Origin of the sequence: Nostoc sp. UCD121, assembly GCF_014222285.1 — a bacterium.
Classification (GTDB): domain Bacteria; phylum Cyanobacteriota; class Cyanobacteriia; order Cyanobacteriales; family Nostocaceae; genus Nostoc.
The window spans coordinates 19,542-43,063 of the sequence record NZ_JACKZS010000001.1 but is presented as its reverse complement, the minus strand read 5'-3'; the positions used below and the strand labels follow the sequence as shown (position 1 = coordinate 43,063).

Annotated in this window: 23 protein-coding genes; 6 read left to right on the top strand and 17 right to left on the bottom strand. The window is 40.9% G+C overall.

Going from position 1 to position 23,522, the window contains the following annotated elements; translation table 11 throughout:
- Window positions 1–348: 348 nt before the first annotated feature.
- Complete coding sequence (locus GNF10_RS00205; protein WP_260446268.1) at window positions 349–1,788, top strand: ATP-binding protein; 1,440 nt, start codon at window positions 349–351, stop codon at window positions 1,786–1,788.
- Entirely contained in the window at window positions 1,782–3,326 is a 1,545-nt protein-coding gene (locus GNF10_RS00200; protein WP_185607097.1) for a tetratricopeptide repeat protein, read from the top strand. The genes GNF10_RS00205 and GNF10_RS00200 overlap by 7 nt, the downstream gene beginning before the upstream one ends.
- A 239-nt stretch (window positions 3,327–3,565) precedes the next feature.
- Here GNF10_RS00200 and GNF10_RS00195 read toward each other — a convergent pair whose 3' ends face one another.
- The 8 genes from GNF10_RS00195 to GNF10_RS00160 form a co-directional block, all read right to left on the bottom strand.
- Window positions 3,566–3,742 carry a hypothetical protein gene (locus GNF10_RS00195; RefSeq protein ID WP_185579908.1) on the bottom strand — a complete coding sequence of 59 codons (177 nt, stop codon included), beginning with the start codon at window positions 3,740–3,742 and terminating at the stop codon, window positions 3,566–3,568.
- Window positions 3,739–4,011, bottom strand: a complete 273-nt coding sequence (locus GNF10_RS00190; RefSeq protein WP_221643387.1) for a hypothetical protein — start codon at window positions 4,009–4,011, stop codon at window positions 3,739–3,741. Before GNF10_RS00190 ends, GNF10_RS00195 begins: the two co-directional genes overlap by 4 nt.
- Window positions 4,012–4,266: 255 nt before the next feature.
- Complete coding sequence (locus GNF10_RS00185) at window positions 4,267–5,760, bottom strand: catalase (RefSeq protein WP_185579905.1); 1,494 nt, start codon at window positions 5,758–5,760, stop codon at window positions 4,267–4,269.
- 203 nt (window positions 5,761–5,963) lie between these two features.
- Entirely contained in the window at window positions 5,964–7,337 is a 1,374-nt protein-coding gene (locus tag GNF10_RS00180; RefSeq protein ID WP_185579902.1) for an alkaline phosphatase family protein, read from the bottom strand.
- 15 nt (window positions 7,338–7,352) lie between these two features.
- Window positions 7,353–8,579, bottom strand: coding sequence for a metabolite traffic protein EboE (gene eboE, locus GNF10_RS00175; protein WP_185579898.1), 1,227 nt, complete (start codon window positions 8,577–8,579; stop codon window positions 7,353–7,355).
- Window positions 8,580–8,725: 146 nt separating this feature from the next.
- A complete protein-coding gene (gene eboC, locus GNF10_RS00170; RefSeq protein WP_311774086.1) occupies window positions 8,726–9,658 on the bottom strand; it encodes a UbiA-like protein EboC in 933 nt (310 codons plus the stop codon).
- Window positions 9,659–9,782: 124 nt separating this feature from the next.
- The gene (locus tag GNF10_RS00165; RefSeq protein ID WP_260445863.1) at window positions 9,783–10,748 is read right to left on the bottom strand and encodes a TatD family hydrolase; all 966 of its coding nucleotides are present in this window, start codon (window positions 10,746–10,748) and stop codon (window positions 9,783–9,785) included.
- Window positions 10,749–10,800: 52 nt separating this feature from the next.
- Window positions 10,801–11,664: an EboA family metabolite traffic protein gene (locus GNF10_RS00160; RefSeq protein ID WP_185579895.1), complete on the bottom strand. Its 864-nt coding sequence runs from the start codon at window positions 11,662–11,664 to the stop codon at window positions 10,801–10,803.
- Window positions 11,665–12,138: 474 nt separating this feature from the next.
- Here GNF10_RS00160 and GNF10_RS00155 point away from each other — a divergent pair, with 474 nt between their 5' ends.
- Window positions 12,139–13,341, top strand: a complete 1,203-nt coding sequence (locus tag GNF10_RS00155) for a 3-dehydroquinate synthase (RefSeq protein WP_185586482.1) — start codon at window positions 12,139–12,141, stop codon at window positions 13,339–13,341.
- Between the two features lie 143 nt (window positions 13,342–13,484).
- On the opposite strand, the gene GNF10_RS00150 is transcribed toward GNF10_RS00155, so the two are convergent.
- Window positions 13,485–13,709 (bottom strand): RNA chaperone Hfq, encoded by a 225-nt coding sequence (locus tag GNF10_RS00150; RefSeq protein ID WP_185586481.1) that lies wholly within the window; start codon window positions 13,707–13,709, stop codon window positions 13,485–13,487.
- 69 nt (window positions 13,710–13,778) lie between these two features.
- Here GNF10_RS00150 and dapF point away from each other — a divergent pair, with 69 nt between their 5' ends.
- Complete coding sequence (dapF, locus tag GNF10_RS00145) at window positions 13,779–14,618, top strand: diaminopimelate epimerase (protein ID WP_185586480.1); 840 nt, start codon at window positions 13,779–13,781, stop codon at window positions 14,616–14,618.
- 340 nt (window positions 14,619–14,958) lie between these two features.
- Here the strand turns inward: dapF and GNF10_RS00140 are convergent, their stop codons facing one another.
- The 7 genes from GNF10_RS00140 to GNF10_RS00110 all read right to left on the bottom strand — a co-directional run bounded on the left by GNF10_RS00140 (window position 14,959) and on the right by GNF10_RS00110 (window position 20,411).
- On the bottom strand, window positions 14,959–15,957 hold the full coding sequence (locus GNF10_RS00140; protein ID WP_185586479.1) for a DMT family transporter: 999 nt from the start codon (window positions 15,955–15,957) through the stop codon (window positions 14,959–14,961).
- A 105-nt stretch (window positions 15,958–16,062) separates the two neighbouring features.
- Window positions 16,063–16,701: a DNA-3-methyladenine glycosylase gene (locus GNF10_RS00135; RefSeq protein ID WP_185586478.1), complete on the bottom strand. Its 639-nt coding sequence runs from the start codon at window positions 16,699–16,701 to the stop codon at window positions 16,063–16,065.
- Window positions 16,685–17,770, bottom strand: coding sequence for a bifunctional DNA-binding transcriptional regulator/O6-methylguanine-DNA methyltransferase Ada (gene ada / locus GNF10_RS00130; RefSeq protein ID WP_185586477.1), 1,086 nt, complete (start codon window positions 17,768–17,770; stop codon window positions 16,685–16,687). Before ada ends, GNF10_RS00135 begins: the two co-directional genes overlap by 17 nt.
- A 421-nt stretch (window positions 17,771–18,191) precedes the next feature.
- A complete protein-coding gene (locus tag GNF10_RS00125) occupies window positions 18,192–18,416 on the bottom strand; it encodes a type II toxin-antitoxin system HicB family antitoxin (protein WP_163933256.1) in 225 nt (74 codons plus the stop codon).
- Window positions 18,413–18,640 carry a type II toxin-antitoxin system HicA family toxin gene (locus GNF10_RS00120; RefSeq protein WP_185586483.1) on the bottom strand — a complete coding sequence of 76 codons (228 nt, stop codon included), beginning with the start codon at window positions 18,638–18,640 and terminating at the stop codon, window positions 18,413–18,415. The genes GNF10_RS00125 and GNF10_RS00120 overlap by 4 nt, the downstream gene beginning before the upstream one ends.
- 15 nt (window positions 18,641–18,655) lie before the next feature.
- The gene (locus GNF10_RS00115) at window positions 18,656–19,756 is read right to left on the bottom strand and encodes a HEAT repeat domain-containing protein (RefSeq protein ID WP_185586476.1); all 1,101 of its coding nucleotides are present in this window, start codon (window positions 19,754–19,756) and stop codon (window positions 18,656–18,658) included.
- 94 nt (window positions 19,757–19,850) lie between these two features.
- A complete protein-coding gene (locus tag GNF10_RS00110) occupies window positions 19,851–20,411 on the bottom strand; it encodes a hypothetical protein (protein ID WP_185586475.1) in 561 nt (186 codons plus the stop codon).
- A 149-nt stretch (window positions 20,412–20,560) separates the two neighbouring features.
- On the opposite strand from GNF10_RS00110, the gene GNF10_RS00105 reads away from it, so the two are divergent.
- Entirely contained in the window at window positions 20,561–21,364 is an 804-nt protein-coding gene (locus GNF10_RS00105) for a Uma2 family endonuclease (protein ID WP_185586474.1), read from the top strand.
- Between the two features lie 82 nt (window positions 21,365–21,446).
- Window positions 21,447–22,301, top strand: a complete 855-nt coding sequence (locus GNF10_RS00100; protein ID WP_185586473.1) for an HIT family protein — start codon at window positions 21,447–21,449, stop codon at window positions 22,299–22,301.
- Between the two features lie 105 nt (window positions 22,302–22,406).
- Here the strand turns inward: GNF10_RS00100 and GNF10_RS00095 are convergent, their stop codons facing one another.
- On the bottom strand, window positions 22,407–23,147 hold the full coding sequence (locus tag GNF10_RS00095; protein WP_185586472.1) for a Uma2 family endonuclease: 741 nt from the start codon (window positions 23,145–23,147) through the stop codon (window positions 22,407–22,409).
- Window positions 23,148–23,522 lie beyond the last annotated feature (375 nt).

Genomic DNA, 23,522 nt, shown 5'->3' with positions numbered 1-23,522 from the left:
CTCTCCCCTACAAGGAGAAAGGCTTTAAATTTCCCCCCTTCTCCAGTAAGGAAGGGGGTTAGGGACTGTTTTCAAACTCGAAGATCCCCCCTAACCCCCCTTTTTAAGGGGGGAAAAGAAATTCTAAAAGCCTCCCTAACCCCTCTTGTAAAGGGGAGAAAAGAAACTCTAAAAGCCTCCCTAACCCCTCTTGTAAAGGAGAGAAAAGAAACTCTAAAAGCCCCCCTTTTTAAGGGGGGTTGGGGGGATCTCCAAAGACTCAGGTGCTTCAAGAAAGGTTTGAAAACACGCCCTAGCGGGTTAGGTCATTTTCCCCATAACGTGAGAGGCTAAGTCATCATGCAGTTGATGGCTAAACCTGAGCGAACATTTGGCTTAATTGTGGGTATTGAAAAGTACCACGAAACTGCTTGGAACGTGCCAGGTGGGGGGCCAGCCGATGACGCGCTGAAATTTGCTCATTGGCTGCATCTGCACGGTGTACCGAGGGAGAATATCCGGTTATGTTTATCAGCGCTGGAAGAAAATCAGCAGTTAATTGGGGAATGTGGGTTAACTGTAGAGTTAGCAACAGAGCAAAATATCTCCGACATTGTGACTAACTTTTTATCCCCAAAGTCGGGGGATTTACTCTACATTTTTTGGGCGGGACATGGTTTGATTACCTCAGAACGAGAGCGTCGGTTGCTTTGTGCTGATGCTAATAAACAGAATTGGCAGAATTTAGATTTAGATTCTTTATTAGTTTTGTTGGGTTCCGATAAATTTCAGATTCGTAATCATATTTGTATTATTGATGCCTGTGCCAATTATGTTTTAGAGTCCAAGGGAAGACCAACTAATTTAGGCGGCAAAGCTTTTTTGAGTGGTCAGCCAAAGCAAGATAGTCAACAATTTGTGTTACTGGCTACGCGAGAAGGAGAGCAAGCTAAGGTAAATTCTGAAAATAAAACAGGATACTTTTCTCAAGCTGTGCGGGAGGCTTTTGCAGCAGCTAATGGGACTTTTCCGCCAAATATGAGGGAAGTCACTGAGGCAGTTAAGCAGCGATTTAACGGTTTAGATAAAAAACAACTGCCGACTTATTTTTATTCCCGCAGTTGGGATGGAGATATTGAAAAATCTCATTTTAATCCGTTTGATATCCCGCATGATATCCCACAGAGTCAAGCTCGTAAGTTTGTCGGGAGGGATGAGCAAATAGAACAATTGCATCAGCTATTGCAAGCAAATGATGTTGTAGTAATTAGCGATGTGACTGGACAAGGTGGCGTGGGTAAAACAGAGTTAGCTATTCAATACTCATGGCAATATTTAGAAGATTATTCGGGCGGGTGTTGTTGGTTAAATCCCCAAGGTATTGATTTGGGAACCCAGTTAGTAGAGTTTGGAGTTGTTAATTTACCTAACTTTAATCTTCCTGATGGATTAAGCCTAGCAGGTCAAGTTGCTTATTGCTGGAAGAAGTGGCAAGCTGGCAAAGTTCTATTAATATTTGATGATGTCAAAGACTGGAAGCTAATTCAACCCTATCTACCACCTAAAGGTTCTCGGTTTAAGGTGTTAATTACCACTCGTCTAAACACAGGGTTAGCATATCCATCACTGCCGTTAGGTAAATTGTCAGCAGATGCAGCCTTAGAATTATTAACAACCCTGCTGGGAAAAGATAGGGTTGAAAAGGAATTAGAATTTGCTAAGGGACTTTGCCAATTTGTGAATTATGTACCTGTTGGACTTTACCTAATAGCAGGACTGCGGCAAGAGCCAGGGAGCGAATCATGCTAGCAGATATTCTCGCACAGCTACAAAAGCAAGCATCAGCAGGTGAGTCTGGTGTAGCAGCAGCTTTTGAGTTGAATTGGCAAAGCTTGGAACCAGAGGCGCAAAAATTGGCAAGTCTTTTGAGTTTGTTTGCTTTGGCTCCTATCCCTTGGTCTTTGGTAGAATCAGCAGCAAGTTCTAGCGATTTGGAATTTGACCTCAAAGCTAACTGCACTATTTTAGTTGAGCGTTATTTGCTGCAAGAATTGGCAGAGGACACCTACCAAGTTCACGAACGCATTCGGGAATTATTGCAGCAGAAGTTAGAAGATTTGGCTGAAGCTGACGAACTTAAGCGTGGCTATTGTCAAGCAATGGTAGCCGTAGCAAAAGATATTCCTCAGACACCCACATTGATAGAAATTGCTCAAGCAACTCTTGCCATCCCTCACCTTGGAGAAGCTGCCACACTTTACCAAGCGTGGTTAAGCGATGATGATTTAATCTGGCCTTTTGTAGGCTTGGCTAGATTTTACGAAGGTCAAGGAGCATACGTCCAAGCTTTACCGTGGCATGAACAATGTTTATCAGCTGCTAAAAAACGTTTTGGAGATGAACACCCCTCAGTGGCAACTAGCCTGAACAATTTGGCACTCCTCTACAAATTACAGGGAAGGTACAGCGATGCCGAACCTTTGTTTATCGAAGCTTTGGCGATGAGAAAACATCTGCTGGGGGATGAACACCCCTCAGTGGCAACTAGCCTGAACAATTTGGCATTACTCTACAAATCACAGGGAAGGTACAGCGATGCCGAACCTTTGTTAATCGAAGCTTTGGCGATGAGAAAACGTCTGCTGGGGGATGAACACCCCGATGTGGCAACTAGCCTGAACAATTTGGCAACACTTTACAAATCACAGGGAAGATACAGCGATGCCGAACCTTTGTTAATCGAAGCTTTGGCGATGAGAAAACGTCTGCTGGGGGATGAACACCCCGATGTGGCAACTAGCCTGAACAATTTGGCAACACTTTACAAATCACAGGGAAGATACAGCGATGCCGAACCTTTGTTAATCGAAGCTTTGGCGATGAGAAAACGTCTGCTGGGGGATGAACACCCCGATGTGGCAACTAGCCTGAACAATTTGGCAACACTTTACAAATCACAGGGAAGGTACAGCGATGCCGAACCTTTATATATCGAAGCTTTGGCGATGATAAAACGTCTGCTAGGGGATGAACACCCCGATGTGGCAACTAGCCTGAACAATTTGGCAGCACTCTACGATTCACAGAGAAGATACAACGATGCCGAACCTTTGTTAATCGAAGCTTTGGCGATGAGAAAACGCCTGCTGGGGGATGAACACCCCGATGTAGCAAAAAGCCTGAACAATTTAGCAGGACTCTACAATTCACAGGGAAGGTACAGCGATGCCGAACCTTTATATATTGATGCTTTGGAGATTGCTGAAAAACGCTTAGGGGCAAATCATCCTGATACAATAACCTTTCGTGAAAATCTGGAAGACTTGCGGCGGAATCGTCAGCCTTGATTCAGGAGAATGGTTGCTTGTGTCTGGCGTTGGTTTCAGTAATTTAGGTAAGCTGCACCGGCTGCATTACCCGCCTGGGATTCAAATCCTAGTCTAAGAAGTAAGCAACATAATTAATTACACAATGTCAGTGCAAATGCAGTGAAGCAAAATAGTGCGATCGCAACGCCTAGAACTACTTCTCTACGATATGCTTTGCGAAGGGTGCGATCGCAATAACTGTAAATATTTTTGTTTATCTACTTAATGAGCCTCTGAACTCCGTCAACGAGTATTTTATCTCCGTTCACGAGTATTTTAGCTCCGTTAACGAGTATTTTAGCTCCGTTAACGAGTGTTTTATCTCCGTTCACGAGTATTTTAGCTCCGTTAACGAGGCTTTTATCTTCCTTAACGAGGCTTTTAGCTCCGTTCACGAGGCTTTTATCTCCGTTAACGAGTATTTTAGCTCCGTTAACGAAGCTTTTATCTCGGTTAACGGGTTATAGAAATAGCGATCGTGGTTAATTGCACCATCTTTTACATCACATTCCACAGGATTTGAACCTAAATCCCAAATAGAAGATGTTTGTTTGATGCTAGTAATAATAATTTTTCCATTTTCTTGAATAATCTCAAACTCTTGGTTTTCTCCTAATAGTTCTTTAGGAATTAATAAGCCTTTTTCTGTTGCTGTTAATTTCATGTTTAAATTACCTCGATTTAGTTTGTAAGCTAATCAAAGGAATTTGCTTTAAGAGGTTGTTTGAAAAGTGTTTCGCTGTGATTTTAGGCACTTATTGATCCCCCCTAACCCCCCTTAAAAAGGGGGGAACCGGAATCAAAGTCCCCCTTTTTAAGGGGGATTTAGGGGGATCTAAAACGTTTTGCTACCAAGAAAATAACTTTTCAAACATCCTCTAAGGCGGGCAAGATGCCCACCCCACAAAATTGGATAAGGCTACCAGTTACCTACAGGTTGAGCATCATGAGAAAACATTGATGGATCGATTGAAATGCCCAATCCTTCAGCTACACGACGACCATAAGAAATATCTGCCCGGAAGAAGTGGCAAAGTTGGCGCATTTGGATGTCTTCCCTTGCTTGAGAGAGACTACCGACAATATTTTTAGCAAGCCGCTCTTGCTGTTCAGGAGTTAGTAACCGATAGAGATTACCTGCTTGGGTATAATCGTCGTTTCCTTCACGATGACTGTAACGATCGACTGTGACATCGCCTAAATGACTAGGTGGTTCTGCATAAGCTGGATTTTCTTTGGGCGTACCCTCAGCACTATTCGGTTCATAGTTAGGAACGCTACCGCCGTTGTTCCCCGATGCCATAAAGCCATCTCGCTGATAATGCATCACTGGACATTTGGGCTGGTTGACAGGTAGTTGCTGATAGTTACCACCCAAGCGATACCGTTGAGCATCTGGGTAAGAAAAGATTCGAGCTTGCAGCATTTTGTCTGGAGAGAAACTAACGCCAGGAACCACTGCACTAGGGCTAAAAGCAGCTTGCTCTACTTCGGCAAAATAATTCTCAGGGTTACGATTTAGCTCTAATATCCCGACTTCAATTAAAGGATATTCGCCTTGTTTCCAAACTTTGGTCAAGTCAAAAGGATTATCAGGATGTTTTTCCGCTTGCTCCTCGGTCATCACCTGAATACACATCCGCCACTTAGGATAGTCTTTTTTAGCGATCGCTTCAAACAGATCGTGAGTTGCATGATCTGGATCTTCGCCCTTAATCTTAGCTGATTCTTCCTCAGTCAAGGTTTGATGCCCTTGCAGAGTCTTAAAGTGAAATTTGCACCAAACGCGATCGCCTTCAGCATTAATTAAACTAAAGGTGTGGCTACCAAAACCGTCCATGTGTCGATGGGTTTTGGGAATTCCCCGATCTGAAAACAGGATCGTCACCTGGTGAAGCGATTCTGGACTGAGTGACCAAAAATCCCACTTTGCATTCTGGTCTTTGCAATTGGTTTGCGGATTGCGCTTTTGGGTATGGATAAAATCAGGAAACTTCAAAGGGTCGCGGATGAAGAAAATAGGGGTATTGTTACCTACAAGATCCCAGTTACCCTCCTCAGTATAAAACTTGAGGGAAAAACCTCTAGGGTCACGCTCGGCATCTGCTGAACCTTTTTCTCCTCCGACTGTAGAGAAACGCAAGAGAAGTTCCGTTTTCTTGCCAATTTCAGAAAAAAGTTTGGCTTTACTATAGCGGGTAATGTCATTGGTAATAGTCAAAGTACCATGAGCAGCAGCACCTTTAGCGTGAACAACTCTTTCAGGAATACGTTCTCTGTTGAAATGAGCCAGCTTTTCTATGAGGTGGAAATCCTGCATTAATACAGGGCCACGCGCTCCAGCTGTAAGTGAGTTCTGGTTATCGCTAACTGGAATACCATCAGCAGTTGTCAAGTTTTGGGGTTCAGTCATCGGTAAAGAAGCTCTCCATGTAAGTTACTCAGATTGCCCACAGTACATTTTAGTCAGTAGATAGATACCTACTGATAGAACAATGTAATTCATAGTCATAACGAGTTTATATATAAATCATACTCGAAATGATTATGAATTACCATAAATTTTTTTCTATTTTGGTAAGATGCAGAGGCGATATATCTTCTCTACACTGCCTTTCAGGTATTTAAATGTTTGAGAATCAACGAGCAAACATCTGTCGCCTCAATGCGATTTTCATCAACTAGGTGAGTTTGATGGGTGATAAATAGAGGCCCTTCAGCTGGGGAAGTGGTGATATTACCGTGAGAGCCACGCACCAGAGAAGCATCCAGAGGAATCACATCCATTAAGTAGCGAAAACCGAGTTGTTTCTTAAGTAGTTTAAGAGCAATTTTTCCTTGAGGAAATTTAATTTGCGGATCAAGGAAAAGTTCTACAGGATCGTAACCAGGCTTGCGGTGGATATCTACAGTTCTAGCAAAATCAGGCGCTTTCGCATCATCGAGCCAATAATAATAGGTAAACCAAGTGTCAGATTGAGCGATCGCTACCAACTCACCCGATCTAGGATGATCGAGATGGTAGGCTTGTTTACCCTCTTCATCCAATACCTGCGCTACGCCTTCAGTTGCTTCTAAAAGCGATCGCACTTTTGGGATATACGCCGGATCGTTCACATACACATGAGCAATTTGGTGATCGGCAACGGCAAAGGCAATGCTAGCACCAAAATCGAGCAGTTCTCGCCCTAATTCTTCTCGCACAGCGATTAAACCATTTTCCCGTAGTACGCGGTTCAAATCCACAGCTTTAGAAACTGGGGTAATGCCATACTCAGAAAGAATAATTACCTGAGTATTACGTGCTTGAAAATATTCAATTAAATCCCCACAAACAGCATCAATTTCTCGCAAATCTGCTTGAATCTGTGTTTGATTGTTACCAAATTTTTGCAGACAGTAATCTAAATGTGGTAGATAAACCATTGATAATGTTGGGCTGTAGCGTTCCTCAATCCATTTTGCGGAATTGGCAATCCATTGACTAGAACTAATGGAAGTCTTTGGCCCCCAGAAATCGAACAGAGGGAAGTTTCCTAAATCAGATTGAATTTGCGATCGCACATCACTAGGATGTGTATAAATATCAGGTAATTTTCTCCCATCTGCGGGATACATCGGGCGCGGCGTAATCGCATAATCTGCCGTAGAGTACATGTTGTACCACCAAAAAAGGTTGGCACAAGTAAAGTTTGGATCGATTGATTTAGCTATTTCCCAAACTTTGGGAGCCTGCACTAGTTTATTAGATTGTCGCCAAAACTTAACTTCACATTCATCGCGGAAGTACCAACCATTAGCAACAATTCCATGTTCATCAGGCAATTTTCCTGTTAAATAAGTAGCCTGAACCGAACAAGTTACAGCAGGTAGCACTTTTTTGATGGGAACGACTTGCCCAATAGCCGCCCAAGAAGATAAAAACGGCGTGTTTTCTCCTAGTAAATTGGGCGTTAATCCTACGACATTTAGAATAACTGTTTTTTTCATAAACTTAGTCCCTTCTTAATTTGCGGCGAATTCTTTTAATACCCATTCATATTCTCGCTGAATAGAAGTCAGCAAATCTATCTTCATTTCTGATGGCAATACATCCCAAGTGTAAGTCTCAATTTCTAAATGTGAGCAAGCATCGTTTGTTTGAAGTAGATGCAAAACAGTAGCAATATCATCTTGGGTAGATTGCAAAATTTGATAATCATGAATAAAAATTGGGACATGAAAGTGAGTGCGCCATTCTTCAGCTAGAGATTGCTCTAAATGTGGTAATGCAGTTATTAAGTCAGGATAGTGATGGAGTGTACCATCGCTGCGACGTTCTATTACCTGGTGAAGATAGGTAGATTCTGCAAAAGGACGTAAACGTTCAACTATCAAATTACGCTTCTCAACCTCAGCAGGTATTTTTACTTTAATTGCAGCGCTAATTTGAATTTTTCCAATCTTAATTCCTGCTGATTGCAAACGTGCAAATACAGATTGTGGTTCTTCATATTCGACCGAAAAATGGCAGGTATCATAGCAAATACGAACGTGTTCTAGCAATTTAGTTTCTGCTAAACTCTGCTCAATATTTAATTTCTCTGATAAATAACTACTACCGATTGGCAATAACCAATTTTGATAATAATCTATTACTTCTGAGGTATTTTCAATTAAACCATCAGGCTCAGGTTCTAAATCAATATGAAGTATCTTGCCTGTCTTTTCATGGATTCGAATCATTTCTACAACAACTGATGCTATGTTCAAACAACTCTTTTTCAGAACAGTATCGAAAGTTACTTGGTCTTTTACCCACCAAGGTTTATAGGATAATGGCAGTGTAGAAATTCCGCCATCAAGTCCTTGGGGTAATAGACTAGCTAAAATATGTGCCAAGTTTAATGTATAATTAACCCGTTCTTGTGTAGACCAATCTGGTGCATAAACTTGGTCTTTTACCACCTGTCGATGAAATCCGCCATAAGGGAATCCGTTTAAGGTAAAAACATATAAATCTTCTTGAGTCAGCCAAGCTTGAAAGATAGCTAAGTTATTACTTTGTAAAAGCTCTTTTGCAGCAACATCTGCTAACCTCAAGCCAATACCAAAAGGTTCTGTAGGTGATAAACGTGATTTGAGTTTGGGAATATAATTTTTTAAATTATCGAAAACCTCTAGCCAACTTTCACCAGGATGAATATTGCTGCAATAAGTTAAGTGAAAATTATTGTTTTTTGTAATTTTCATTTTCTAGCTCTCTCCTTGTATATGTAATCTCTTTCCTTTGGCTTAAACTATTTCACAAAATACTTGCTACATATTCATGGGTAGGGGTGCACATCTATGCGCCCCTACAGCCGACTAATGGTATTACTGAGTGTATGCATTCAAATTTAAGTAACAGCAAATACTTTTGCTAACTTCATCGAAAATGGTAGCAAAATTAGAACGAATAAACCGTAATACAAACCAGCAAAACCAGATGCAACGGTTGCATCTAAGACTATTAGAGATAAAACGCCTATTTTTACAGCATTTCGGATATTATCGGCTATCGGTTCACGGGCAGCTTTGATAAAATTAGGCAAGACTCTGATCGCTAATAAAACAGCGAATGGTAGTGCTGCGATCGCTGTATACTCTTCTAATAATCCTAAAGCTAAAACTGCCGTCAAAACTATTGCAATTAGCAATAGTGCCAGTACTCCCGTAATCTTCTTACCACCGTGAACTTCACCCTGACTAATTGCGGTGATAGCAGCAATATAAAGAACAGGAATTAGTGCTAAATACCAAAGTTCCCAGACTATTGCGGGTACAGCACTTACACCTAATAATAAGTTACTGCCACGACACAAACCCATATTTAAAGGGCCAAAAAAAGGATGATGTTTGGCAAGTGAGTCATATAAAAGGGATGAAAGAGTGATAAATATAGCGATCGCAGCACTCAACCAGGATACTTGAAAAGCAGCTGTAATCCCGATCGCAAACAGTGTACTTCCCAATAAAGTAGCATTTTGACGAGATACGCGACCACTAGGAATTGCTCTATTTGGTCGTTCTTTTGCATCTAAGTCTGCATCGAAAACATCATTAAAAACTATACCGCCGCCGTATAAACCAGTTGTAGCCAATAACAACCAAGCTAATGGAATTAGTACAGGAAAATTTGATTCTCCATTAATTAATTGAACAAAAATAATCCCAGAGCCAGAAGCAGCAAAACCGAGAAGAATATCCGCCCATGCAGTAACAATATTAGCCGGACGCATCAATTCCAGATAACCCCGCCAGCTTTGAAAATTTAAGCTTGCAACATTCACTTATTTATCTGCCTCCATGCCTAGTAATTTTTTAAAATAAACCGCATATTGCAAATGAATTAGATATTTATGCAATTCCTCTTCCCTAGTACAGACGTGATTAATCGCGTCTCTCCCCAATTTTCTATTCAATCAACACAAAATCTGAAGCTGATTTGATTCCTGGTTCTTGTCCCCGCAATACAGAATTACCATTGAACATCTGACGCTGATCGATAGATTGGGGATTGAGCCAGTCTGAAGCTTTCATCTGCCCAGTTTGACTGTAAGCAGCTAGGGCATTTTCATAACAAACTGCTCGCACATGTTCTTCAGGAATGCCCCTATCTAACATCAACTGAGCCGTTTTCGGGACAGCCAAAGGATCGCTGATACCCCAATCAGCGCTACTATCTACAATGATGCGATCACATCCATACTTACGGACAACTTCTACCATCCTGGCGTTACCCATTTTCGTCTGTGGGTAAATTGTGAAAGCTGCCCAAAAACCTCGTCCTAATACTTCTTCAACGGTTTCTTCGTTATTGTGATCGATAATTACTTGTGAAGGATCTAAGCCATATTCAATGCAGCGTTCCATGCTCCGAATAGCACCCGCCTTCTTATTGCGGTGAGGCGTATGAATTAGTACCAACGTATCAAGTTCTTTGGCTAATTCTAACTGTTGACAAAAGTACTTATCTTCTGCTTCTGTCATATCGTCATAGCCAATTTCCCCAATGGCAACAACTCCTTCTTTACAGGCATAAAGTGGCAGCAGTTCCATAACTTCATCTGCTAGCGCTTCATTGTTAGCTTCTTTCGGATTTAGGCCGATTGTGCAGTAGTGTTGGATGCCAAACTGACTAGCACGAAACCGTTCCCAGCCTACAAGGCTACTGAAGTAGTCTTTAAAGGAGCCAGCATTTGTTCGGGGTTGTCCTAACCAAAAGGCTGGTTCAATAACGGCGACAATGCCATATTCCCGCATTACTAAGTAATCGTAAGTAGTACGGGAACACATGTGAATGTGAGGATCGATATACATCATGGTTTCAATAATTGGGTATTTGGCATTGGATATTGTTGGACATCGGGCATTGGGCATTGGGAATGGGTTATTCTCCTCATCTCCCTTATCTCCATTGCCTACTCCCCACTCACTTGCGGCTAAAACTGTTCCAAGTCAGATTACCTTGTTGAATGGATGACTGTAAATCTGGGTAACGAGAAAGTAATGCTTGCGCTTGGGGTAAAGGAGACTCAGCACAAGCTAACGCTGCGGCTTCTTGTTCGACTGTATCGCCATTAGCCAGTACTTTTTCCAAATCTGTGATGATGGCACTATCCGCAAACCGCCCTACAGGTCGCCAAAGTTCTGGTGTAACTGAGCGTTTAGCTGCCCAACGTTCATGGGCATAGTCTGCTAACATCTTCGCTAATTCTGGGTTAGCACGTTGGTCTAGTCCCCAAATTAGATGCAAAGGACTGCCGACAAACACAGCCTTCAGTACCATCTGGTTCCAAGCAGCATTGTCTAAATAATTCGCTGGATAAGGATTACGTAGCGCTATAGCTTGGAATACATTACTCATATTGCTGCGGATTCCCTCAGCAGCGCGGTGGCGATGTAACTCTGGATGTGGTAATAGCGGCAAACTTTGATAAAGAGCAACTAACTCCCCCATATCGGCAGTGGAGAAGACTTGATCGAGCGAGCGCACATACCCCTGGGCATCATCGTGGGGCAAAGCTAGAAGCAAGAGTGTGCGACCTGCTTGATCTACACTCCAATTACCAGGATACCAACCGGGAATCACATCTTCTGCTGCTTCCAAGTCCTGGAATGTTAGCTGCAAATCCTGTTTACTTAGATAACGCGGTACAGCACTAAATGCCGTGAAAAAAACTCTTTCAGCAGCGCCGCTAGAAATTTGTGCCTGCTTCTGCTGTAGCCAAGCAAAAGCTTTCTCTGAAACAGACTTTAACAGCCAGTGATGCAGTAACTTGTTTACTTTACTCATGATAAATTTCAGGAGAAGTTGCCCAACTTTTTTGTGACAACTAAGTATAAAATCTACCACTAAACTTGATACTTTGTGTTTAAAACAGCTAATAATATACTACTGAGTTCGTAACTTTACTGAATCTATAAAATTTTCCCGATTTTAGAGAAGATATTGTAAAGATCCTATTTTAATTAGATAAACTCTAGAATTAACTTACGGAAAAAAATTAGAATCTTATCTAAATAAGAATATCCATTGCTAACTTCAGATATAAAGCATAGGCATTAATAAAAGTGTAAATTAATATTATTTTTAACTTTATCTACCACGATGAATGCAATTTAAAAGTACGATTAGTTTAATGATTTTAACTGTTTAAAAATCATCTAAAGGCTGAACTATTTGATATTTTACTATCTTGAATTTAGTGTCAATTGTAATTGCATTAGTGCATATATTCACAGTTACTAAAAAATAATAATACTTTAAATGGCTATTAAACAAAAAACCGCTCTTAATCTGCAACCAATTAACCAATGTGTCCGCGTGACCTTCAACTATGATGTTCACTTCACTAGAGGTCTGTTTCAATTAGATAATCCTTTATTTGCACAAGTGATTGCCGCAGATGGGGAAACAACTCCAAAGCAAGTACTAGCAGTCGTAGATGGAGGATTTTTACAGTATCAGGATGGCTTACTCAAAAAATTATCAGTCTATGCTGAGTATTATGAAGATGTACTAACACTGAGCGGTGAGCCGATAGTAGTTCTTGGTGGAGAAGGGGTTAAGAACGATTCTAGATTTATAGAGCAAATTCATCAGCGAATCAATGCGGCTGGATTGTGCCGTCACTCTTATGTTTTAGCAATTGGAGGTGGAGCCGTCCTAGATATGGTGGGATACGCAGCAACAACGGCTCATCGAGGAATTCGGCTGCTACGAGTACCGACAACAGTATTAGGGCAAAACGATTCGGGTGTAGGGGTAAAAAACGGAATCAATGCTTTCGGCAAGAAAAACTTTTTGGGTACATTCATGCCGCCTTATGCTGTCTTAAATGACTTTGATTTTCTGACTAGCCTTGACGATCGAGATTGGCGATCGGGTATTGCAGAAGCGGTGAAAGTTGCGCTGATTAAAGATGCAGATTTCTTCGATTTCATTATGACTAATGCCGATAAATTGGCTAATCGGGATATGGACATAATGGAAAGACTGATCTATCGCTGTTCGCAATTGCATTTAGAGCATATTGCTGGTGGCGGCGATCCCTTTGAAATGGGTTCATCGCGTCCTTTGGATTTTGGACACTGGGCTGCTCATAAACTAGAGCATTTAACTAATTACAGTTTACGTCACGGTGAAGCTGTAGCGATCGGCATTGCTTTGGATACGACCTATTCATATTTAACAGGTCAACTCTTGAAATCTGAGTGGCAAAGTGTTCTATATACGCTCAGTAAGTTGGGGTTTACATTGTATGTATCGGCACTTTCAGAGCAATTAGATCAACTAGACCATCCCGATTGTCTATTTAGGGGGCTTACCGAGTTCCGCGAACACTTGGGAGGAAATTTGACAATCACTCTTCTAGAAGGAATTGGGCAGGGAATGGAAGTCCACCAGGTGGATTTGTCTTTGTATAGAGATGCTATTTTGATGTTGCAAGATTGGGAACTTTCGCATTGATTTTCTCTTATCAAGCAGAATTCAGGAGTCAGAATGCGCTAAACGTCCCGCTACCGCTCACAGAATGAATCATGATACCAGGGTGTATTGTATACAAACGAGCGATCGCTAACTAAAATCTTATAGCGATCGCAACCAAAATTCTATTCCTGACTTGTTTTCGGTTTGATGTATGCGATCGCTTGTTTCCAAACGGTGGTTTGCTGACTGTTTTCATCAGCAATACAGATACACTGTGGATCTTGCCATACAACCTTTCCTGTGAGTACATCCTGAGTCACCAGCTTTAACTCAACTGGCGTTGTTTGTTTAATCAGGTTTTGGACAAGTCTAATACTGGGTAAAGTGGTGTCAAATTCGGTAAGCATTTTTAGTAAAGATGAACCTACAAGGCAAAATAAAGAGTAACTAATCCTTGATAATTCATCCTTGAGAAAATGGCAATCGAATTTACTAAGTATCATGGTCTGGGCAACGATTTTATTCTGATTGACAATCGCTCGTCATCTTTGCCCGTATTGACTCCAGAGCAAGCCATCCAGTTGTGCGATCGCCATTTTGGTATCGGTGCTGATGGTGTAATTTTTGCCCTGCCTGGAGAAAACGGCACTGACTACACCATGCGGATTTTTAATTCTGATGGTTCGGAACCAGAAATGTGTGGCAATGGCATTCGCTGTTTAGCTGGCTTTTTGGCAGATTTAGAAGGTCAATCCCGAAATAAAGATTCATATCGGATTCATACTTTGGGTGGTGTAATGACTCCCCAACTCTTATCTGATGGTCTAGTTAAAGTAGATATGGGTTTACCCAGATTACTCGCTGGCGAAATTCCTACCACTCTTGCACCTGTTGAAGAAAAAGTAATTTCTCAGCCGTTGGAGGTGGCGGGCAAAACTTGGGATGTAACTTGTGTAAATATGGGAAATCCTCACTGCATTACCTTTGTGGAAGATGTAGCAGCAATTGAACTAGAAAGCATAGGCCCGAAATTTGAGCATCACCCAGCTTTTCCACAACGCATAAATACCGAGTTTATTCAAGTGGTGCGCCCTGACTATTTAAAAATGCGGGTGTGGGAACGGGGTGCTGGGATTACATTAGCTTGTGGGACTGGTGCTTGCGCTTCTTTAGTGGCTGGTGTGTTAACCGGGAAATGCGATCGCACTGCCACTGTAGAATTACCTGGTGGCCCCTTGGAAATTGAATGGTCAGAAATCGACCAACGGGTTTACATGACAGGCCCGGCGGAACGAGTCTTCACGGGGAAACTGTAACCGATTTACCACCGAGATTACGCAAGTATTAGAGTTATTTTGAGGGTTTGTAGTAAGGACTTTAGTCCTTAGAAGATGTTTGAAAAGTGGTTGGTTGTATCTTTGCACTTATTGATCCCCCCTAACCCCCCTTAAAAAAGGGGGGAACCGGAATCAAAGTCCCCCTTTTTAAGGGGAGCCAGTGCGGTCTTCTCCCAAAGGGAGAGGCTAGCGCCAAGGGGGTTTCCCCCATGAGCAACTGGCGTGGATTTAGGGGGATCTAGAACGTTTTATTACCGATAAGAGGACTTTTAAAACAGCCTCTTAGAAAATCACGACTAAAGTCCTTACTACGAACTTATTAAGATTCACTTTCCTGTAGAGATTGTATGGGTGGATTAACGCTAGATTTGATAGATCCTTGGTTAGAAATTGCTAAATATATACCCCCTAAAATTAATGCCAACCCTAGCAAGTTAAAAATACTCAAATTTTCCGAGAAAAGTATCCAAGCAAGAATAGCAACAATAACTGGATTGAGTAACAAAAGTAAAGAGATAAATCCTGAAGAAAAAGTTTTCAGGCTGTATACAATTAGCCCATGACCCAAGGCTTCGCAAATAGCAGCTAGTGCAAATACTACTAACCACCCTGACAAAGAAACTGGCAAAGGTTGTTTTTCAAAGATTAGCACTACTGGAATCATCAATGAAGTTGCGATGACACAGCGCCACAGAAGGATAGTAATAATTGAAAACTTATTGCGGATTTGCTCGATCAGTAAAAAGTTTGCTGCATAAAATATCGACGAGATTAGGGCAACAGCATCACCTGTAAAATTATTATTAGAGCGTAATAAATCTTCAAATCCAACTGCGATCGCACCGATTATGGCTAATATCAGACCGATGATAAATTTGCGCCCAAAAATCTGATTAAAAAATAGCCATCCTCCTAATGTAGTAAATAGGGGATTAAGACTACCTAACGCATTAGCATTAGCAGCACCAGTCTGGGTTAGCGCCCAAGTCCAAGATAATCTACCTAATACATGAACTAGACCAACTGCTATTAAAAACGATATCTCTTTGATTGGATAAGGCTGCTGTGGTAATACAGGTTCATCATCTTTAATATGAGTTTGTGCTTGGTTAATTCCACTCCATAATCCAAAGATAATAGTCGCTATCCATAAACGATTAAATAATGTAGCAGTAGCGCTCATTTCTCTAAGAGCAATTTTAATAAATATTGCTGTTGAAGATAAAGCTAATAATGCAATTATTACTATGATTATCGGCAGGATGTTTAAAGTTTTATCACGCTTTTCTGTTGTTAGGCTTAATTGATTTTCTGCCATTTAGTTTATATTTATTATACGAACCACCAAGTGCGCCAAGTGCGCCTTCTCTACGAGACACTACGTGAACGCGCAGCGTCTCGTTAGAGAAGGGAGAAGGAGCAATTATTTAGGATTACTTAGGTAATAGTGCCATAGAAGTCTTGCCGCAACTGCTCGCCAAGGTTGCCAGTGCTGTGTCATTGCTTCCAGTTGAACTGGTGTTGGACGTGTCGCCAAGTTTTTGATTTTTTGCAAAGCGATCGCGATCGCTAAATCGCCTTTAGGAAAGACATCAGGACGTTGCAACGCCATGAGTAAATAAATATCAACTGTCCAGTCTCCTATACCTTTGAGGCGCTTTAACTCAGTTCTGATAGTAGTTTCGTCCATTCTTTCCAGCTTGCTGAGGTCAAGCTGATCGCTTGCGATCGCATTCGCCAACCCACGACAGTATAGAATCTTTTGCCGACTGAATCCAATCCCTCTTAATTGAATATCATCCAATGTCAGAAAATTTTCTGGCGTTAGCGGTACAACAACCCCACATAGACGGTTAAATACAGCCCTTGCAGCCGCTACGGAAACTTGCTGTTCTAGAATTATGCACAAAAGCGTTGCAAAACCCGGTTCTCTTGACCATATTGGTGGAGGCCCGAGTGTTTCTAAAATCCGAGCCAAATCGCTGTCAAGATTGGCAAGCACCATTAAACCACGGGTGAGACTTTCTTCAGTCAACGATTCTAGTTCAGGTATTTGAGTCATCTTTGCTCAATTTCGATTCTTGTATAAGCAGTTTTTGTTTGCGCTCAATCCCCCAGCGATAACCACCAAGACTGCCATCACTCCGCAGGACTCGATGACACGGTATAATCAGTGCGATCGGGTTAGCTCCACAAGCATTTCCCACCGCACGGACTGCTTGGGGTTTGGCAATATCACGAGCAATATCAGTGTAGGTACGAGTTTCGCTATAGGGAATTTTTTGTAATACTTGCCAAACCTGTTTCTGAAATGCTGTCCCACGGACATCAAGTGGTAAATCGAGATGTGTTTCATCTCCCGCAATCAAGTCGAGGATTCCTTGTATCCATTCTTTGTGTATGTGGTCATCACGTATGATGTGCGCTTGGTGAAATTCTTGATTCAAGATGTGTTCAAGTTTGTCTGCTTCATCACCTAGTTTAACGGCACAAATCCCCTTGTCTGTTGTTGCCACCAGTAAATATCCTAGCGGACATGGAGCGATCGCATAGACAATGGTGATTGTCTTTCCAGCTTGTTGGTAAATTTTTGGTGTCATTCCCAGTTGCTTAGGTGCTTTTTCATAAATTTGACTACTTGAACCATACCCCGTGTCGTAAACTGCATGAGCAATTTCCTCCCCTGACTGGAGACGCTGCTTTAACCGTTGGCTACGCAGCGCATCTGCATATTGAAAAGGGGATACACCAATTATTTGCTTGAATAGCTTTTGCAGATAACTGGGACTCATTTCCACTTGAGAGCATAATTCTGAGAGGGTGGGGATGCGATCGCTTTGTGCTTCAATGTATCGACATACTGCTAAGATTTTCGCTTTGGCTGGATTTGGAACTGTTTCAAATTGTGGCTGACAGCGCTTACAAGGTCGAAAACCTGCACTTTGAGCCTCTTTTACCGACTGGAAGAAACAAACTTGATTGCGATTTGGTCTGCGACTAGGGCAAATAGGTCGGCAATAAATGCCTGTGGAACGAACACCGTAGAAAAACTTGCCGTCAATTGTGGCATCTCGATTGAGAACGGCTTTCCAGAGAGTTTCCTCAAAAAGTTGTGTCTGTTGTAATTGCATTCATGCCACCTCCGCCCTTTCTGTTACGCTATCTACTAAGCTGCTAACACTAGATTAAGTGGATTGAAAACCACTTTCTATCTGATTGTTGCGATCGAAGTCGGCTTTGTTTACTGCAACTACGGCTAGACGGTGTTCGGGTGCGTAATTTTCGAGAATAATTTATGAGAATTTAGGATTATTTGGGTAGATGTTTAGCGATCGCTTTTTTGGAGTTTTGCTACTTTTTACTGTTCTCGTGTTTTCAGCTTGGGTAACAGTTCACCATGAATATCTGCTCAAGATGATTCATTCAATATATCTAAAAGTTCTTGAGGAATTTTGAGAGTCTGTTTATACAGCAGTTTTCAAATGAATAGCTGTGTAGCTACTGTCTTGAGTGTCAAGCGATGCCTACAGCGGTAAACTACGCTCTTTAGAGTTATGCTACTTTTAACGACTTTTCTAGTGTTTTTGGCTCTGGTAGAGGTTGACCGTCTGCCAAAGATGATTCAATCAGCATTTCTAAAACTTCTTGAGCATTTTTGAAAGCTTCTTCGTAAGTATCTCCGTGAGTATGACAAAACTCTCCCCATTCAGGAAGACTCACAACAAAACACTCATCTTCATCAGACCACTGAATAATTATTGTGTAGTGAGAATTCATTCTTGTTCTTCCTCTTGAGCTTTTTTAATTTCTTCTAACCTTTGAAGTGCATTATTAACATCTTTTTCCTGGTAAGCTTTAGCATCATTCCCGTCTTTACCTGATATAGTAACTCTCCCAGATAGCAGGGGATGATACCAATTAGTGTGGCTACCTTTCCCAGGACGGTATGTAAACCCTGCTTGTAGCAACAAGCTTTTCAATTCTCTGATTTTCTTAGGTATATACTCAGCTTACATTTACTCTCCCCACTGCTTTAACTTTTTCTGAACAAATTCTCGCACTTTTTCATCTTGATCATTCTTTACTAGGTCGCGCAACAGTTGTAAAGTCTTGGGATACTGGGGATACTGAGGATATTGCTCAATGATTGCCTTAAGTGCTATTTGCCGGGAAGAAATCTGATTGCTATTAGAGGTGCTATCAGTTGAGAAATCCAAAAATATCGGATTAAAAGAATCATCAACAGCACACTCATAAAGAAAATCATAAATTTCAGAACTAGTCTGCCAAGTCTTAATCAGTTCTTCCATCACATTGTGTTTTAGATAGCCGAAATTATCAAGTTGAGCAGATTCTTTGAGGAAAGATAAGACAAAAGATAAAATATTAAGTTCATTTTTCCATCCCTGTACTAATTCTTGCAGTACTGTATTTTGTACTACCCAATCATTACTAGACTGAACAAGAGATTTGAGGATTGGCAAAGTATCTGAGTCATCTTTCCAACCTCGTGCTAACTCTTGCACTGCCATAGTTTGTATGCTCTTATCCTCACTAAACTGAGTAAGGAATTTGAGCATTGGCAAAGTATCTGGATCATCTTTCCAACCTCCTGCTAATTCTCGCACTACCATAGTTTGTATGCTTGTATCCTCACTAAATTGAGTAAGGGATTTGAGCATTGGCAAAGTATCTGGGTCATTTTTCCAACCTCGCGCTAATTCTTGTATTGCTGCATAGGCAGATGTGTTCTCTCTATATGTGTTCTCTCCATAATGAATAGCTTGAGCAAGAGATTTGAGTATTGGTAAAGTATCTGGGTCATCTTTCCAACCTCGTGCTAATTTTTGCACTGCCATAGGTGCCATATATCCATAACCATACATAGCTAAATTTTTTAGCCAAGGTAATGTCTCTACGTGGTTACTCCATGTAGTTGTAATAATTGAAATCACCTTAGTACGAATTGTATCGATTAAGTTAGCTGCTTCTTCTGGGAAGGTAGAACCCATATCTTCTCCGCTGTACGGAGCATAAACCTCAACTAATTTTTTTAGACGTTCAATTAATTTATTATCAGTTGATGTAATCGCCAAGCGGTTTCTTACATCTGACATACACTCAGATGCGAGAATAAGTATGTCAATAACTTCTACTTCACACCATTCATTTATTTGTTCATCATATTGTTCAATTAAATCATCAATAATATCACCTGCAAACTTTGGCGTTTTCTTTTAAAGTCTTATCAATACTAGATAACTTTTGAAGTTCCAGAATATAGCGTAACTCTTCTGAATCCGAAAGAATATCTTGGACTTGTATGAGATACTGCTCTGTGATTGTTTGCCAGTTAAATTTAGGTGGTAGAGGTTGGATTTGAAGTCTTTTCCAACTATCTGCTAGTGTTTTAAAATCTAGAGAATCACATTTAATATCAAAAGCCTGACCAATAATTTCTTTAACCGATTTATCACGGATAAATTTATTGATATCTTCAGCGTAATTTTTAATTTCAGCTTCAGAAAGTTTGCAACGAACCTTTAACTGTTGCTGCATCGCTTGCAAAAATTCTGTCAGCGCCATAACTACAGCTTTCTGAAGCGGTTCTTGCTTAAAGGGCGCAGTTACAGCATTATTAAAGATATGTTTGAAAAAATCTTTAGCGTAGTCCTTAACTAAATCTTCTAAAAATTCTTCGCTGATAATAGTTTTGACGAGAAATCCAACCGCTTTTTGACCTATCCAGAGAGTGAACCACTCAACTATCATACTCACGCCTGCTAAGTGCTTGACTACGAGTATATACACCTGTCAGAGAAATCTTTCCAGATTTCTAGATTTTTAGCTTAAGAGCGATGCTGGTTGAAGATTTGTTAAAAATAACTAATATACTGTGCATGGATATTAGGAGTAATTTTATGGTTCTACAAGTTAACCCCATCCAAAAAGAACCAATTGTTACTTGGGAAGCACTTCCAGCCGACTTCATTTTACCAGACGATCCAGTGGAAAATATTCAACAACCTGCGATCGCTGCTGCGCTTACCGATGCTTTGGGAACCGCAGCACGCATCCAACCTCAAATGCTGATTGGCTCTAACTTTGGGCTTGTAGCCACAGTCAACAAAAAAATCGTTGTCAAAGCCCCAGACTGGTTTTACGTTCCTCAAGTGCAGCCTGTGGGAACAAATGTAGTTCGTCGCAGCTACACCCCGAATTTAGAAGGTGCTGCTGTGGCTGTAGTGATGGAATTTCTTTCAGACACAGAAGGTGGAGAACTATCAGTTCGCTCAACTCCACCCTACGGTAAACTCTATTATTACGAAAAGATTCTCCAAGTTCCAACATACGTAACCTACGACCCTTACGAACCCAGTTTAGAAATACGATGCTTGCAAAATGGACAATATACCTTGCAGCAAGCAGACGCTAATGGACGCTTTTGGATTCCTGAGTTAGAGTTATTTCTCGGAATTTGGCAAGGTGAAAGATTATGTCAAACCATGAATTGGCTGCGCTGGTGGGATACAGAAGGAAATTTGCTGTTGTGGAGTAGCGAACAAGCCCAACAAGAACGCCAACGTGCTGAACAAGAACGCCAACGCGCTGAACAAGAACACCAACGCGCTGAACAAGAAAGCCAACGCGCTAAACAGGAACGCCAACGTGCTGATATATTAGCAGCTAAGTTACGTGAGCTAGGTGTTGACCCAGATGCGTAGGTGTAGCCCGTCGTAAACATCGCATAAACTCAAGAAATGCTGGGAATAATAATTTTGGGACATCAGCACCAAAATTCATTCTATGAAACAGCAAAAAAATCAGTTCAGCCATCTTACTGCGATCGAAAGAAGTTATCTATCATTTCCAGCACAGTTTTTATTAAATCAAAACCTTCTCCAAGGCAAAATATTAGACTTTGGTTGTGGTTTTGGTAATGATGTTAAAATATTGCGCCAAAAAGGTTGTGATATTACAGGCTATGACCCTTATTATTTTCCAGAATATCCTGAGAATAAATTCGATACAATAATTTGCTTTTATGTTTTAAATGTTTTATTTACCGAAGAACAAACTAATGTCCTAATGGAAATATCACATTTATTAAAACCAGGAGGTAAAGCTTATTATGCTGTGAGAAGGGATATCAAAAAAGAAGGGTTTCGAGAACATTATGTTCACAAAAAACCTACTTATCAGTGTATTGCCAAACTCCCCTTTACTTCAATTTGCTTAGATGAATATCGGCAAGTATATGAGTATGTTCACTATAATCATCAGCGAAATTCATCTAACTATTGTATATTCTGTAATCCCCATAAAACTCTCAGGCTATTAACTGAGTCAGCAACTGCTTATGCTATTTTTGATGGCTACCCTATAAGTAAAGGTCATGTTCTAATTATTCCTAAACGCCATGTTAGCAGCTATTTTGAACTACCATTTAAAGAGCAATCTGCCTGCTGGTTTATGGTGAACAAAGTACAAGAAATTCTCAAAAGTGAATTTGAGCCTGATGGCTTTAATGTAGGAATGAACATTAATCGAGCCGCAGGTCAAAATATTATGCACGCTAGTATTCATATCATCCCTCGTTACAAAGGTGATACTGTCTCTACTAAAAGTGGAATTAGGAACGTTATTCCTAAAAAGCAATAGTTTTTTGGTTGACAGCTTCAGTTGCAAACCCGAATTTATAGTAGATACATAAATCTGAGAAACCAGATTTATCAGTCTTGTCGAAAATATTGCAAAATATTTCAGTTAACCCAGATTATCTGGATCGATTCCTAGCGCTCTTAATTGTTCTGTCAATTGTTGCACCCGTTGTTCTGCTTGTTGAGCGCGTTGTGATTCTTGTTGAGCGCGTTGCAATTCTTGTTGAGCGCGTTGTACTTCTTGTTTTACTTGTTCTGCGGGCGTGAGATATCGTTGTCCTTGCTCATCATACCAATACATCCATTCTCGCGTTACACCACAATAATTTCCCCTTTCGCAACCAATTCCTAAACCAATTTCTGGTAGCCAAACAGGATTTCCCTCTTGCAATTCATACTTACCATTAACTAACTTATGTACTTCTAGATGAGGTTTGCGGCGGCGACGGGAGGAATAAATCACATAGTAAAGTACGCCCAAAGCCTCATACTCATCCAATTTAGTCGTGTATTCCTTGCGATAATTTTGGGAAACTACTTCTAGCACGAAAATCGGTACAACATTTTCATCCCACAGCACATAACTGGGACGCAACTCTTCATCATAAAACCGCTCTACCCCTAAGCTCAAAAATCCATCTGGCACAATAGGCGGTTTATCGGGGTGATAATAAATACCCATATCTATGGCAAATAGCCAGTCCATACGTTCTGCCCAAAGTATCAGCAGGATCGCCTTCAGCAAACCTGGTATCAATTCTTGTAGTTCATTATCCACAGGCGTTTCATCAGAGTCTGGTAGTTCCTCGGCTGAGGGCAAGTGCCTTGGCAAGTTGTAGTTTAACATCGCTGGTTTCCCCAAAAATCAAAGGATATTTGACTTCATTTGGCTCATCAGAATTATAGCGATTTCTCCACTAGCAATATCTACAAAAGGGCTGTTTGGAAACGCACGTAGATTAATGATTAGGATTTACGTCTACTTACTTATTGCGATCCGATAATCTTGATAATGTAAATATTTTATTTTGACTAAATGATACCACTTGTGGTATTGGTAAATAACTAAGATTTTACAGATAAAATAGTTACTGGCTCATTTGTTAGTTGTGCAGAGCATTGCCTCAGCTAAAGTCGCAGCCCACTCAAGACTGTAAGCGTTTCTACCCCACAAAGGAAATTGCTTAAGGCAATAAAATTTTGGTAACTCTTAACTATTAAT

Excerpts from the sequence above, each read along its gene's own strand:
- GNF10_RS00205 (WP_260446268.1), top strand. The coding sequence starts at position 349 with ATGGCTAAACCTGAGCGAACATTTGGCTTAATTGTGGGTATTGAAAAG.
- GNF10_RS00200 (WP_185607097.1), top strand. The coding sequence starts at position 1,782 with ATGCTAGCAGATATTCTCGCACAGCTACAAAAGCAAGCATCAGCAGGT.
- GNF10_RS00190 (WP_221643387.1), bottom strand. The coding sequence starts at position 4,011 with ATGAAATTAACAGCAACAGAAAAAGGCTTATTAATTCCTAAAGAACTA.
- GNF10_RS00185 (WP_185579905.1), bottom strand. The coding sequence starts at position 5,760 with ATGACTGAACCCCAAAACTTGACAACTGCTGATGGTATTCCAGTTAGC.
- GNF10_RS00180 (WP_185579902.1), bottom strand. The coding sequence starts at position 7,337 with ATGAAAAAAACAGTTATTCTAAATGTCGTAGGATTAACGCCCAATTTA.
- eboE (WP_185579898.1), bottom strand. The coding sequence starts at position 8,579 with ATGAAAATTACAAAAAACAATAATTTTCACTTAACTTATTGCAGCAAT.
- GNF10_RS00165 (WP_260445863.1), bottom strand. The coding sequence starts at position 10,748 with ATGCCCAATGCCCGATGTCCAACAATATCCAATGCCAAATACCCAATT.
- GNF10_RS00160 (WP_185579895.1), bottom strand. The coding sequence starts at position 11,664 with ATGAGTAAAGTAAACAAGTTACTGCATCACTGGCTGTTAAAGTCTGTT.
- GNF10_RS00155 (WP_185586482.1), top strand. The coding sequence starts at position 12,139 with ATGGCTATTAAACAAAAAACCGCTCTTAATCTGCAACCAATTAACCAA.
- GNF10_RS00150 (WP_185586481.1), bottom strand. The coding sequence starts at position 13,709 with ATGCTTACCGAATTTGACACCACTTTACCCAGTATTAGACTTGTCCAA.
- dapF (WP_185586480.1), top strand. The coding sequence starts at position 13,779 with ATGGCAATCGAATTTACTAAGTATCATGGTCTGGGCAACGATTTTATT.
- GNF10_RS00140 (WP_185586479.1), bottom strand. The coding sequence starts at position 15,957 with ATGGCAGAAAATCAATTAAGCCTAACAACAGAAAAGCGTGATAAAACT.
- GNF10_RS00135 (WP_185586478.1), bottom strand. The coding sequence starts at position 16,701 with ATGACTCAAATACCTGAACTAGAATCGTTGACTGAAGAAAGTCTCACC.
- ada (WP_185586477.1), bottom strand. The coding sequence starts at position 17,770 with ATGCAATTACAACAGACACAACTTTTTGAGGAAACTCTCTGGAAAGCC.
- GNF10_RS00125 (WP_163933256.1), bottom strand. The coding sequence starts at position 18,416 with ATGAATTCTCACTACACAATAATTATTCAGTGGTCTGATGAAGATGAG.
- GNF10_RS00115 (WP_185586476.1), bottom strand. The coding sequence starts at position 19,756 with ATGTCAGATGTAAGAAACCGCTTGGCGATTACATCAACTGATAATAAA.
- GNF10_RS00110 (WP_185586475.1), bottom strand. The coding sequence starts at position 20,411 with ATGATAGTTGAGTGGTTCACTCTCTGGATAGGTCAAAAAGCGGTTGGA.
- GNF10_RS00105 (WP_185586474.1), top strand. The coding sequence starts at position 20,561 with ATGGTTCTACAAGTTAACCCCATCCAAAAAGAACCAATTGTTACTTGG.
- GNF10_RS00100 (WP_185586473.1), top strand. The coding sequence starts at position 21,447 with ATGAAACAGCAAAAAAATCAGTTCAGCCATCTTACTGCGATCGAAAGA.
- GNF10_RS00095 (WP_185586472.1), bottom strand. The coding sequence starts at position 23,147 with ATGTTAAACTACAACTTGCCAAGGCACTTGCCCTCAGCCGAGGAACTA.